This is a genomic window from Salmonella sp. SAL-020, from assembly GCF_017372215.1.
Taxonomy (GTDB): domain Bacteria; phylum Pseudomonadota; class Gammaproteobacteria; order Enterobacterales; family Enterobacteriaceae; genus Salmonella; species Salmonella enterica.
Genome location: NZ_CP071690.1, coordinates 2,906,284 through 2,919,959, shown reverse-complemented (window position 1 = coordinate 2,919,959; position 13,676 = coordinate 2,906,284). Strand labels below are relative to the sequence as shown.

The 13,676-nt window shown below is 49.9% G+C and carries 10 protein-coding genes; 5 read left to right on the top strand and 5 right to left on the bottom strand.

The genetic code is table 11. The annotated features are described in order from the left end of the window. Nucleotides 1–308: 308 nt before the first annotated feature. The 3 genes from ldtD to J1G48_RS14370 all read left to right on the top strand — a co-directional run bounded on the left by ldtD (nt 309) and on the right by J1G48_RS14370 (nt 3,642). Nucleotides 309–2,159, top strand: a complete 1,851-nt coding sequence (ldtD, locus tag J1G48_RS14380) for a L,D-transpeptidase (RefSeq protein ID WP_000925870.1) — start codon at nt 309–311, stop codon at nt 2,157–2,159. Nucleotides 2,160–2,418: 259 nt separating this feature from the next. After that, entirely contained in the window at nt 2,419–2,967 is a 549-nt protein-coding gene (locus tag J1G48_RS14375) for a YcbK family protein (RefSeq protein ID WP_000357052.1), read from the top strand. A 27-nt stretch (nt 2,968–2,994) separates the two neighbouring features. Further along, the gene (locus J1G48_RS14370; RefSeq protein WP_001109471.1) at nt 2,995–3,642 is read left to right on the top strand and encodes an MBL fold metallo-hydrolase; all 648 of its coding nucleotides are present in this window, start codon (nt 2,995–2,997) and stop codon (nt 3,640–3,642) included. Nucleotides 3,643–3,703: 61 nt separating this feature from the next. Here the strand turns inward: J1G48_RS14370 and aspC are convergent, their stop codons facing one another. The 4 genes from aspC to J1G48_RS14350 form a co-directional block, all read right to left on the bottom strand. Then, the gene (gene aspC, locus J1G48_RS14365; protein ID WP_000462653.1) at nt 3,704–4,894 is read right to left on the bottom strand and encodes an aspartate transaminase; all 1,191 of its coding nucleotides are present in this window, start codon (nt 4,892–4,894) and stop codon (nt 3,704–3,706) included. A gap of 184 nt (nt 4,895–5,078) precedes the next feature. Beyond that, entirely contained in the window at nt 5,079–6,170 is a 1,092-nt protein-coding gene (ompF, locus tag J1G48_RS14360; RefSeq protein ID WP_000977709.1) for a porin OmpF, read from the bottom strand. 593 nt (nt 6,171–6,763) lie between these two features. Continuing rightward, nucleotides 6,764–8,164: an asparagine--tRNA ligase gene (gene asnS, locus J1G48_RS14355; protein ID WP_000117867.1), complete on the bottom strand. Its 1,401-nt coding sequence runs from the start codon at nt 8,162–8,164 to the stop codon at nt 6,764–6,766. A 200-nt stretch (nt 8,165–8,364) separates the two neighbouring features. Continuing rightward, the gene (locus J1G48_RS14350) at nt 8,365–8,826 is read right to left on the bottom strand and encodes an Lrp/AsnC family transcriptional regulator (RefSeq protein WP_000762342.1); all 462 of its coding nucleotides are present in this window, start codon (nt 8,824–8,826) and stop codon (nt 8,365–8,367) included. A 317-nt stretch (nt 8,827–9,143) separates the two neighbouring features. On the opposite strand from J1G48_RS14350, the gene dpaL reads away from it, so the two are divergent. Both dpaL and J1G48_RS14340 read left to right on the top strand, forming a co-directional pair. Further along, on the top strand, nt 9,144–10,358 hold the full coding sequence (dpaL, locus tag J1G48_RS14345) for a diaminopropionate ammonia-lyase (protein WP_000544855.1): 1,215 nt from the start codon (nt 9,144–9,146) through the stop codon (nt 10,356–10,358). Between the two features lie 245 nt (nt 10,359–10,603). Beyond that, nucleotides 10,604–12,040 (top strand): sodium:alanine symporter family protein, encoded by a 1,437-nt coding sequence (locus J1G48_RS14340; protein WP_000893200.1) that lies wholly within the window; start codon nt 10,604–10,606, stop codon nt 12,038–12,040. Nucleotides 12,041–12,117: 77 nt separating this feature from the next. Here the strand turns inward: J1G48_RS14340 and pncB are convergent, their stop codons facing one another. Next, a complete protein-coding gene (pncB, locus tag J1G48_RS14335) occupies nt 12,118–13,320 on the bottom strand; it encodes a nicotinate phosphoribosyltransferase (protein WP_000191404.1) in 1,203 nt (400 codons plus the stop codon). Between the last annotated feature and the right edge of the window lie 356 nt (nt 13,321–13,676).

The window sequence follows — 13,676 nt, the reverse complement described above, 5'->3', positions numbered from 1 at the left end:
GTTTATCAGGCAAGGCCGGATAAGTCGGTTACGCCGCCATCCGGCACAACAAGTTCTGCTTTATCATTAGCCTGGGGCGGCGAAAGCCGCCTTTTTCTTTATCTGAAAAATCTCTCCGGGTAGTGCATTTTCTTTAAACTTCTTTACATTAGGTTAGGCAAAAACGTAACGAACTTTATATACTGGAGTTAAGCCTGACGAGTGAGCAGGCTGACTCGTCATACTAAACAAAAGCATTGGTTGCGGTTGACCCGCGCTGCGGGCAGCACAGTCATGCGGAGTATGATAACGAAAACAGGGGGCAAGGGATGTTGCTTAACAAGATGTGTGGTCGTTGTCTGTCGGCAATCAGTTTATGCCTGGCCGTAACATTCGCTCCACTGTTCAATGCGCAGGCCGATGAGCCTGAAATGATACCTGGCGATAGCGCCGTTGCCGCGCCGGATCTAGCTGGGCCGCAGAAGCAATCAGCCGCGACGGCGATTATGGCCGGGATTCAGCCGCTGCCGGAGGGCGTTTCAGCCGAGAAAGTCCGGGCTGATTTACAGTCGCAGCTTCCTTCCGGCTATACGCCGGTCTATATGAGCCAGCTGACATTGCTGTATGCCGCGCGCGACATGAAGCCCATGTGGGATAATCGCGATGCGGTGAAAGTCTTCCAGCAACAGTTGGCGGAGGTGGCGATTGCCGGATTCCAGCCGCAGTTTACCGCCTGGGTGGCATTGTTGACCGATCCCGCCGTAAACGGTATGGCGCGCGATGTTGTGTTGTCAGACGCTATGATGGGCTATCTCCATTTCATTGCGAATATCCCCGTCAAAGGCCAGCGCTGGTTATATAGCAACAAACCTTACGCATTGGCGACGCCGCCAGTCTCGGTGATTAACCAGTGGCAAATCGCGCTGGAAGAGGGGCAGTTGCCGATGTTTGTCGCCAGCCTGGCGCCGCAGCATCCACAGTATGCGCCCATGCATGACGCGCTGCTGAAGCTGGTGGCGGACTCTCGCCCGTGGCCGCAGTTGGCCAATACCGCAACGCTGCGCCCGGGGCAATGGAGTAACGATGTGCCTGCGCTGCGCGAAATATTACAGCGTACGGGGATGCTGGATGGCGGTCCAAAGATAGCCTTACCCGGCGATAACACTGCTGATAGCGCCGTCGTCAGCCCCTCCGCCGTGGTCGACGAAACATCGGTGGCGCAGCCGGTCGACGAACAAACGGCCCGCCGTAGTAAGCCGGCTCCGGCGGTACGCGCCGCCTACGATAATGAACTGGTCGAGGCGGTAAAGCGTTTTCAGGCATGGCAAGGGCTGGGGGCGGATGGCGTTATTGGCCCGGCGACGCGTAACTGGCTTAATATGACCCCCGCGCAACGCGCAGGCGTACTGGCACTGAATATCCAACGTTTACGCCTGCTGCCGGCGGAACTCTCTACCGGTATTATGGTAAACATTCCCGCTTATTCGCTGGTCTACTATCAGAATGGCAACCAGGTGCTGGCTTCGAGGGTGATCGTCGGGCGTCCCGATCGTAAAACGCCGATGATGAGCAGCGCGCTGAATAATGTGGTGGTGAACCCGCCGTGGAACGTTCCGCCCACGCTTGCGCGTAAAGACATTTTACCGAAGGTGTGGAATGACCCAGGCTATCTGGAGCGCCATGGCTACACCGTGATGCGCGGCTGGAACAGCAAAGAAGCGATCGATCCGTGGCAGGTTGACTGGACCACCATTACGCCATCGAATCTTCCGTTCCGTTTCCAGCAGGCGCCAGGCGCGCACAATTCGCTGGGGCGTTATAAATTTAATATGCCGAGCTCTGATGCGATCTATCTGCACGATACGCCTAACCATACTCTCTTTCAGCGTGACGCCAGGGCGTTAAGTTCCGGCTGCGTGCGGGTCAATAAGGCCTCTGAACTGGCGAATATGCTCTTGCAGGATGCTGGCTGGAACGATGCGCGGATCTCAGGCGCCCTGAAGCAAGGCGACACGCGGTATGTCAATATCCGGCAGAACATTCCAGTAAATCTTTACTATCTGACCGCGTTTGTCGGCGCAGATGGACGTATGCAATATCGTACAGATATTTACAATTACGATCTCACAGCGCGATCCAGCGCACAAATTGTGCCAAAGGTTGAACAATTAATCAGGTAAATGAAGAAGTTCTGGTAAATATGTTGTCCTAATGTTTGGCTTCAACGGGGCGTTTCGCTGTAGACCCCCGTTGTGGCTGGGGGAGGGCCATCTTGACGCGGGCTTTATCGGCAGTTAAGGTGCCTTTCGTGCGCCAGAAGTGCATATACAACAACCTTTAAGTCGACCGGGCCGTTCAGAAGTCTGTGCCAGCCGGTATCATGTCTGCTTAAAGGTAGAAGTGTATTAACGATAACATTGACCTGTAGACCTGATTATCATGGACAAATTTGACGCTAATCGCCGCAAGCTGCTGGCGCTTGGTGGTGTCGCTCTCGGCGCCGCCATCCTGCCCGCGCCAGCGTTTGCCACACTCTCGACCCCACGCCCGCGCATTTTGACGTTAAACAATCTCCATACCGGAGAGTCAATCAAGGCGGAGTTTTTCGATGGAAGAGCCTACATTCAGGATGAATTAGCAAAGTTAAACCATTTTTTCCGTGACTATCGCGCGAATAAAGTCCGATCAATCGATCCCCGCTTGTTTGACCAACTTTACCGACTTCAGGGGCTGTTAGGGACGCGTAAACCTGTGCAGCTCATCTCAGGCTACCGTTCTCTTGATACCAATAATGAATTACGCGCCCGTAGCAGCGGCGTAGCGAAAAAAAGCTACCATACAAAAGGGCAGGCGATGGATTTTCATATTGAAGGCGTGGCGCTGAGCAATATTCGCAAAGCGGCGTTATCTATGCGCGCAGGTGGTGTAGGATATTACCCACGTAGTAACTTTGTGCATATTGATACCGGGCCGGCGCGGCACTGGTAATCAGCGAGGCTTAATCAAAGGAGCAGTATGAACTATCGTATTATTCCGGTCACCGCGTTCTCCCAGAACTGTTCATTAATCTGGTGCGAACAAACCCGGCTGGCGGCGCTGGTCGATCCGGGCGGCGACGCGGAAAAAATTAAACAGGAAGTGGACGCCAGCGGCGTGACGTTGATGCAAATTTTACTCACGCATGGGCATCTCGATCATGTCGGCGCGGCGAGTGAACTGGCGCAGCATTACGGCGTTCCTGTTATCGGTCCGGAAAAAGAAGATGAGTTCTGGCTGCAAGGACTGCCGGCGCAAAGCCGCATGTTTGGTCTGGATGAGTGTCAGCCGCTGACGCCTGATCGCTGGCTGAACGACGGCGATCGCGTCAGCGTAGGGAATGTGACGTTACAGGTGTTACATTGTCCGGGACACACGCCGGGACACGTGGTTTTCTTTGATGAACAGTCGCAACTGCTGATCTCCGGCGATGTGATTTTCAAAGGTGGCGTCGGGCGCAGCGATTTTCCTCGCGGCGATCACACCCAGTTGATTGACGCCATTAAGCGTAAATTATTGCCGCTTGGCGATGATGTGACCTTTATTCCTGGCCACGGCCCGCTCTCTACGCTCGGATACGAGCGTCTGCATAATCCCTTCCTGCAAGATGAGATGCCGGTCTGGTAAGCAGAATGAAAAAGCCTGCAATGTGCAGGCTTTTTTATCGGTCACGCCAGTCGACAGCTTTTTATAGTACCGCGACAATGGCTTCGCACAGCGGCGCCATATTATCCGGGGTCATGCCCGCCACGTTCACGCGACCAGAAGCCACGGCATAAACGCCAAACTCTTCACGCAGACGTAGCACCTGATCTTTGGTCAGACCGCTGAATGAGAACATCCCGTTCTGCTTGATAATAAAGCTGAAGTCACGGTTCGCGCCTTTTTCCTGCAAGGTATTCACGAACAGTTGACGCATACGCTGAATACGCTGGCGCATGTCCGTCAGTTCCTGTTCCCAGATAGCGCGCAGGGCGTCATTACTCAGGATAGTCGCGACGATGGACGCGCCGTGCGCTGGCGGGTTGGAGTAGTTAGCGCGAATGGCGGATTTCATCTGGCTAAAAGCGCGATCCACGGTTTCCGCATCGGCAGCCACGAGGGTGCAGGCGCCGACGCGCTCATTATATAAGCCGAAGTTTTTGGAGTAGGAGCTGGCGACAATAAGCTCTTTATGCAGCGCGGCAAAGGCGCGCAGACCTTCCGCATCTTCTTCCAGGCCGCGGGCAAAGCCCTGGTAAGCGAAATCGAATAGCGGCAGCCACCCTTTTTCAACGGAAAGCTCAGCCAGAACCTGCCACTGTTCCAGAGTAGGGTCAATGCCGGTTGGGTTATGACAGCAACCGTGGAACAGAACCACATCGCCGGCCTGTGCTTCGCTCAGGCTGGCTTGTAGCGCTTCAAAATCCAGCGTGTGATTTTCCGCATCGTAGTAAGCGTACTCCCGAACTTCCAGGCCGGCAGCGTTAAACACGCTTTTGTGGTTCGGCCAGCTGGGGTTGCTCACCCACACCCGTTTTACCGGAGTATTTTTTGCCAAAAAGTCGGCGGCAATGCGTAACGCGCCGGTACCGCCCGGCGTTTGCGCCGTGCGTGCGCGCTTGTCGTTAATCAGCGCGCTGCCTTTGCCGAACAGCAGTTCCTGAGTGCAGCGAGCAAATTCCGGAATCCCGTCAATGCCGAGATAGTTTTTCGTCGTTTCATTTTCCAGTAAATACTGCTCGGCTTTTTTAACGCTGGTGAGCACCGGTGTTTTGCCGGTTTCATCTTTATATACGCCAATGCCAAGGTTAATTTTCCCTGGACGGTCATCGGCGCGAAACAGATCGGCCAGGCCCAAAATCGGGTCGGCAGGAGCGGCGGTTATGTTCTCAAACATGACGAGGTTCCATTATAGTTACAGAAGGGAAATCCGCTATCAGGTTAACGGCAGATTTACAAAATGCCAACCGTTAGCGCTAAAAAGCCCGCCTGTTTTTGAAAGACGCACATTTTCTCTAAGAGAGATAAAAAAACAGGACCGAAGTCCTGTTTTTGAGGCATAAAACAAAGGGGTCTGCTGATCAGAACTGGTAAGTAATACCGACAGCCGCCTGATCGTCGGTGCCAACGTAGCTGGAGCTGTAGTCGTTTTCGTCCAGCAGGTTGAAACGGTAGTCAACCCATACGTTCATGTTTTTGTTGAAGTAGTAAGTCGCGCCCGCCTGAATATATTTCGCCAGATCGGCCGAGCCGTCGGCGCCGTTCAACTGCTTACCTTTACTCTGCACATACGAGATTGCCGGACGCAGGCCGAAGTCAAACTGGTACTGAGCGACCACTTCCAGGTTCTGCGTTTTGTTTGCCATTTCCACGGTATCGGTAACCGTATTTTCAACAATGCTCATATTGCGGGTTTCAGCATATACGGCAGCCAGGTAGACGTTGTTTGCATCATATTTCGCGCCAACGGCCCATGATTCTGCGCGATCGCCATTACCATCGCGATCCTGCTGATCGTTAGTACGCTTGCTGTTGCTGTACGCTGCGGTGACGCCAAAGCCGTCGAACTCATATGCCATGGTGTAACCTACGCCATCGCCATTCTGAGAGTTAATGCTGTGGTTGTCCTGATTTTTACCCTGATACTGGATACCGAAAGAGAGACCGTCCACCAGACCAAAGAAGTCAGAGTTACGGTAGGTCAACAAACCGCCAGCACGGCTGGTCATGTAGTTATCAGTATAGGCGCCGCCCCAGGTTTCGCCGGAGAAGTAGGGGGCCATATCGGTATAGGATTCAACATCGTAAACGATACCGTAGTTACGACCATAATCGATTGAACCCACTTCCGCGTATTTCAAACCCGCGAAGGCCAGACGGACCAGATTCGAGTTCTGCTGTTCGCCTTCAGCGCGGTCTGCTTTAGTACGGTATTCCCACTGACCGAAACCGGTCAGATCGGTGTTAATCTGCGTTTCCCCTTTAAAACCAATCTGGGCATAAGTCTGGTCGGCATTTTTGCTATCGCCGGTCGTTGTCCATACGTGACGACCCACGGCTTTACCGTACAGATCCAGCTTATTACCATCTTTATTATAAATTTCTGCTGCGTTTGCGGTTGCAGCAGCCAGCAGGGCAGGGATCACCGCTGCCAGGATTTTGCGCTTCATCATTATTTATTACCCTCATTGGTTTTTTTATATGACACCTGCCACTGCCGTCAATAAAACTTTACAGAAATATTGATGAGAGTTTGGTGTCTTTATGTGTCTGACAGGCATCTTTCCATTCAAACTAACGTTTCGCTACCGTGAAAGTGCTACAAATATAAAGATTTAGTTTCAAAAGGAAAAAATATGTAAACAAATGTTATTTTCGCGGAACTTTGTGAACAACGTCAAACTTCCCCTGAGTTCTCGCTTTGATTTGATCGTTTTTCTTTTATCACTATGATTTTATTGTAATTATTGGCTTGTAGAACCGTTGTGCCTGAAAAAGCAGCAGAAGAGCTATTTCATAAAAATAGCCATTTAGAAGTCTTGATGTCTGAAATTGTGGTGAAAAATTGTGCTATTAGAACAGAAAAATCTAATCCGCAATAAAATTAAGGATTAATTTTTATGTGTAAATATTTTCGTGAAATATACAGTAACAAGATGTGGTAATTCAGAGGGTTGTAATTAAATTTATTTACTTATTGATAATAAAGCTGACATTCAGGCGAAAAAAAAGGCCAGCATAGCTGGCCTTGAGTGTGACGTAAAAATCAGAAGCTGGCGTTGCGTGGGGTCCGTGGGAACGGAATAACATCGCGCACGTTTTGCACACCCGTGACGTAAGCGATAAGGCGTTCAAAGCCCAGGCCAAAGCCGGAATGCGGTACAGTACCGTAGCGACGCAAGTCGCGATACCACCAGTAATCCTCTTTATTCAGCCCCATTTCGGCCATACGGGCATCCAGCACATCCAGACGCTCTTCACGCTGGGAACCACCGATGATTTCGCCGATTCCCGGCGCCAGCACATCCATGGCCGCCACGGTTTTGCCATCTTCGTTAAGGCGCATGTAAAATGCTTTAATTTCCTTCGGATAGTTTTTCACCACTACCGGCGCTTTGAAATGCTCTTCCGCCAGATAACGTTCGTGTTCGGAAGAGAGGTCGACGCCCCAGAACACCGGGTTTTCAAATGTCTTACCACAGCGTTCCAGAATGGCGACCGCATCGGTGTAATCCACCTGAGCGAAGTCGGTAGAGACAAAACGCTCCAGACGAGCGATAGCGTCTTTATCTACGCGTTCGGCAAAGAACTTCATATCATCCGCACGCTCTTCCAGAACCGCCTTGAAGACATATTTCAGCATGGCTTCCGCCAGACGGGCGTTGTCTTCCAGATCGGCGAACGCCACTTCCGGCTCCAGCATCCAGAACTCCGCCAGGTGGCGGCTGGTGTTGGAATTTTCCGCGCGGAAGGTCGGCCCAAAAGTATAGATTTTGGACAGCGCACAGGCATACGTTTCACCGTTGAGCTGGCCGGAGACGGTCAGGAATGATTCTTTGCCAAAAAAGTCTTTGTCAAAATCTACTCTGCCCTGGTCGTTACGCGGCAGGTTTTCCAGATCCAACGTTGAGACGCGGAACATTTCGCCAGCGCCTTCGGTATCGGAAGCGGTAATCAGCGGGGTGGAGACCCAAAAGAAACCCTGCTCATCGAAGAAGCGATGCAGCGCCTGCGCCAGAGTATGGCGAACGCGCGCTACCGCGCCAATCAGGTTGGTGCGCGGGCGCAGATGCGCGACCTCACGCAGATACTCAATGCTATGGCGTTTTGCCGCCATCGGGTAGGTATCCGGATCTTCCACCCAGCCTGCGACCTCTACTTTCGTAGCCTGGATTTCGAAACTTTGCCCCTGTCCCGGCGACGCGACAACCTTACCTGTTACTACCACGGAGCAGCCTGTCGTCAGGTGTAATACTTCTTCATTATAATTGGGCAGAGAATTATTAATGACAGCCTGTACAGGATCAAAGCAGGAGCCGTCATAAACGGCGAGGAAGGAGATGCCAGCTTTTGAATCTCGGCGGGTACGCACCCATCCGCGCACGGTGACTTCTTGGTCAACGGCTACGCGGCCCTGGAGTACGTCGGCTACAGGCACAACGCTCATAATATTCTCTCTAGTTAATAGTCGGAAAAAATAAACACTTGTCCACCCGAAATGGGGGTATTCCTATGTTACCTGGCATCTGCAATCAGACAAGCAGAAATCGCATCTGGAAGCAGGTTTTCAGAAAGAAACCTGTAAAAAGTTCGCACCTGCTCGCGAACCATTGAGAATTTAGGCTGGTTTTGCAAGCTTTGCGCACGTTACTCGATCAGGACGCGCATCTCTTGCTTGGCGTTTTGCATCACGACAATCGTTTTAAAAGACTTAATATTGCCTGAGGAAAAGAAAAGCTCACGGGTAAGCGCTTCATATTCCGCCATGTCACGAACATTGAGCACCAGTAAAAAGTCGAAATCGCCCGTTACGTAGTAGACCTGCTGCACCTGCGGGCAACTGACAAACCGTTGACGAGCCTCTTCCAGTAAATTGAATCGCTCGTTTTCGATCACCACCTGCACCACAATCGTGACCGGGCGTCCCACTTTGCCAGCATCAATAAGGCTGACATTGCCTTTAATTATGCCCGCCTCCTCCAGTGCCGCGATACGACGATTCACTGCCGAAGGTGAAAGATTGACCTGTTCGGCGATTTCCCGCTGAGAAAGACGATTATCGCGCTGCAATAATGTCAGAATGTTTTTATCCCAGGCGTCAAGCTTCATATCGCAAATAACCTCTTTAATGTGATGACTATCACTGTGCGCAATTTTGCCGCGTCCAGGTCGTTAAAAAAAGGTGAAAATTGCACGACGATGGGCATTTTCGCGCCATTTAACAGCAATAAGCATAGTACTATCATAATCAGTGGAATAAAGAAAAGGACGTAATAGATATTGTGCGGCTCTTTTATCAGTACGGTTTATTAAAGTGAGGATAACCACTACTACAGCCACAAAACGCGAGTTCTTTACTTGTTTCTACTCAATAATTGCCAAAAACATATTATTTCAATAAATAAACTTTAACAAAAGGTATCATTATGCATGAGCTTATTAAATACCAGTTTAATACACGTCGGAAAAAATATGGTACAGGAGCGGCTTTAAGTTTGCTTAACGGAAATGTTGGGCGTGAGGTGTTAGCATTTCATAAAAAATTACCCAATTATGCCGTTACGCCGTTACATAATCTGGCGCATCTAAGCCGGCGGCTTGGACTAGGGTCCATCCATATTAAAGATGAGTCCTGGCGTTTTGGTCTGAATGCTTTTAAAGGTCTGGGCGGCTCTTATGCTGTAGGAAAATATCTCGCTGATAAATTGCAATGTGATATTAACTCGTTAAGTTTTGCTGCCCTTAACACTCCTGAGATTAAAGAAAAAATTAAGGATTGTGTTTTTGTTACCGCGACGGATGGCAATCATGGCCGTGGTGTGGCGTGGGCGGCGGAGCAATTAGGTCTAAAAGCCGTCGTTTATATGCCTAAAGGATCATCGTTAATCCGGGCAGAGAATATTCGCCATCATGGAGCTGAATGCACCATCACCGATCTGAACTACGATGATGCAGTGCGACTGGCCCATAGAATGGCGCAAACAAAAGGCTGGGTGCTTTTGCAGGATACAGCTTGGACAGGGTATGAAGAGATCCCAACGTGGATTATGCAAGGCTATATGACACTAGCGGTTGAAGCTTATGATCAGCTCGCAGAAACAAACAGTCCGTTGCCAACCCACCTTATTTTACAAGCGGGGGTGGGATCATTTGCTGGCAGTGTTATGGGTTATTTTGTTGAAAAAATGCAGGAAAGTATCCCTAATATTATTGTGGTTGAGCCGCATCAGGCCAACTGTCTTTATCAATCCGCAGTTATGAATGATGGTCAACCTCACTGCGTCACTGGCGATATGGCGACGATAATGGCCGGGCTTGCGTGTGGGGAGCCGAATATTATCAGTTGGCCTATTATTCGGGACAACACCAGTTGTTTTATTTCCGCTGATGATTGTCTGGCGGCTAAGGGTATGCGCATTTCTGCCGCGCCGCGTCCAGGTACGGATACGCCTTTTATTTCCGGCGAGTCCGGAGCTATTGGCGTAGGGTTGCTTTATGAGTTGATGAACAATATGCATTATCAGGATCTTGCTAATCGCTTACAGCTTGATGCCAATGCTCATGTTCTGCTTATTAGCACCGAAGGCGATACGTCCCCAGATATTTATGAAGATATAGTCTGGAACGGACGCAGTGCTTAAACATTACGACTAAAAAATTAGATAATAAAGGCAGCATGTAAAAAACGCGTTTTTTATACGCATAATAAACCTAATGCAGGAAGCAAAACTTCATAACAATATACCATTAAAACGGCATTTAGTGAGTAAGGGATGCTCCTACCCGCTGACTTTCCAGTTTAGTGTTGTTGGCAAAATTCAGGATTACGCTGAACTGGAAAGATTATTTCTGAGACTGAACGAATTAATTTAAATCCGAGGTCATTATGTTAGAGCAACTTTCACAACTCTTTGAATTTCTATGGGGTGGCCCATTATTTTTGTGTGTTATCGGCATTGGCTTTTATTTCACAGTACGCCTCAAATTTTTCCAGATTATCAATTTAAAAGAAATTTACCGTAATACAATTGGTACACTTGCCGGAAAAAATAAACAAAACACTACTGGCGAGGCAGCGTCTAAAAAATCCTTAAAATCAATAGAGGTGGCTGCCACTGTGCTATCCGGCTCATTAGGCGCGGGAACGATCGCAGGTGTTGCTGCGGCTATTGCGGTTGGCGGACCTGGGGCAATTTTCTGGATGTGGATCATTGCGGTCGTGGGTATGATGACCAAAATGGTTGAAGTGACGCTGGCGGTGAAATACCGAAGTAAAGGTGAGAATGGCGAATATTATGGCGGCCCAATGCATTATATTAAGAAAGGGCTCAATAAAAAATGGCATCCCCTGGCAGGATTATATGCGTTTGCATTAATGATTCTGGTTATTACGGATGCCTGTTTTGTGCAAACTAATACGATGGCGGCGGTCATTCACTATACGTTTGAAATCCCAACAAGCGTCATCGGGGGATTTATTGTCATCGTAGGCGCGTTGGTTATTTTAAAAGGACTCTCCAGTCTTGGTAAATTCTGTACGATTGCACTTCCACCGATCACCATTGCCTATTTCATTGGTGCCGCTGGTGTAGTGGTATTGAATATCGAGGCTATCCCACAGGTTATAAAAAGTATTTTCTATTATGCCTTTGCCCCTGCGCCAGCAGTCGGTGGCTTTGTCGGGTCAACCATCATGATGGCCATCAGTAAAGGAGCCAGTCGCGGAATATTCACTAACGAAGCCGGCATGGGTACCTCGGCCACAGTACATGCTACTGCCAACGTGGATTATGCTTTCCGTCAGGGAATGTGGGGGGCAGTGGAAGTATTTTTTGTCTCAATGATTACCTGTAACTTTACCGCATTTGCTGTACTTGCTTCTGGTATGTGGACAGACGCCAGTTATCAAGGTATTCAGATTATCTTTGCCGCCTTAAAAGAAACATGGCATCCGATTATTGTTCAGGTTCTCTGTCTCGGTGTGGCGTTGATTCTGTTTACTTCTTATCTTGGTTCATATATTAAATTTCGCACTTCGATAAACTATATCTTTGGCGATAAGCTAGAACGCATCATTAAATGGCTATATTTTTTGCCGCCACTGATTGCCGTTAATATGGAAATCCCGGTAATCTGGTTAATGGCTGATATTGCTGTCGGTTTTCTGGTTATCCCCAACGTAATTGCTCTGTTCTTGCTGCGTAAAGAATTTATTAGCGAATTCAATTTATTCAGAACGCGTACACAGCGGGACACTCATTCTGAAAAAACAACGCAAATTACGCACGTAAATATGTCGAAGAGTGAAGGGAAAGAGGAGTAACCATCGCGGCCAGAACAGGTAAGATGGTCAGAAGAGTAACAAAGCGCCCACTTTCCGGGCGCTTCGCACAGGCATGGTTAACTTGCTTTACGCACCTGCGGGAGATCGAACGCTTTACGCAGCGCGCGCACAAACGCTTTATCATGACAGATCGTTTTACCGGGGCTGTCGGAAAGTTTAGCCACCGGCTTTCCGTTACATTCCACGAGCTTAATCACGATATTGAGCGGTTTTACCTGAGGGATATCGCAGGTCAGGCGGGTACCGATGCCGAAGCTTAACTGCACGCGAGAGGCGAAATGGCGATAGAGCTCGACCGCCTTTGGCAGATCAAGGTTATCTGAAAAGACCAGCGTTTTTGTCAGCGGATCAATCCCCAGCTTTTCATAATGGGCAATCGCCTTTTCGCCCCATGCGACAGGGTCTCCTGAGTCGTGGCGTAACCCCTGATAACGGCTGGCGAATTCAATGCCGAAATCGCGTAAAAACGCATCCATTGTAATGCAATCTGTCAAGGCGATACCAAGCTGGTCCGGATATTCGTTAAGCCAGGCGGCCAACGCGGCACGCTGGCTGGTCGCCAGGTCCGGACTGATTTGTTGATGCGCCTGGAACCATTCGTGCGCCTGAGTGCCCATCGGCGTCAGCGCCAGGCGACGCGCGAGATCATAGTTGCTGGTGCCGACGAACCATGACTCCTGCTGGAGACGTTTAACTATCGCCTGCTGCACTTCACGAGAGAAACGGCGGCGGGTGCCGAAGTCCATCAGGTGGAAGCGGGACATATCGAGATTGGCGGTTAACGCAGTGAAATCAACCAGCTTACTTTCCAGCGCGTCGAGCGCCTGATCAACGCCCGCGTTTGGCGAGCGGTAGTGATGAACCAGCTCACTGATCACGGCCAGCAGCGGCACTTCCCACATAATGACTTCACGCCACGGGCCGGTTAAGCGAATATTCAGCTTGCCGTTATCGTTGGTGACACAGACTTGAGCTGGGTTATAGCGAAACTCGCGTAACCAGTTCAGATAATCCGGTTTAAAAAAGGGCAGGCCGGAGAGCCACTGGAACTCGTCCTCCTGGAGGCGCAGGTGCTGCATCGCGTCCACCTGCTCGCGAATAGCATCGGCATAAATACCCAGCAGGTCGTCGCCACGGCAACGAAACTCAGCCGCTACCTGCACATCATAGTAGTGGTGAAAAACGGCTTGCTGCATATGCAACTTATAAGCATCTGTATCCAGCAACGAGTGCAGAACAGGAGAAGCGAATTGTGTCATAGGTGCGCTGTTGCGTCCTCTCACGGGAGCGTTTAGTACAATAAACAACTAAGAAAACCGCTGGAGTATACCTTGTTTAGCGATTTATTGAACCCCGATCACACCATAAGCTGTCTTTAGGGTCGAGCGCATTTCGTGCCCCATGTTATAAAAATGTAGCGATGCGACTGCTAACCCCTTGAATTTAAGGATTTCTACTGCGCTGCTACCATGCTTTGGGGCAGTGATGGGGCATAGCGGGAAAGTGCCTGGTTGAGCAGAGAAACCTGTTCTGCGCTCTTCTCTGACATCCACTTTCCATACACCTTGTAAACCATCTGTGCATCGGTATGCCCCATCTGCGTTGCTATAAAGTT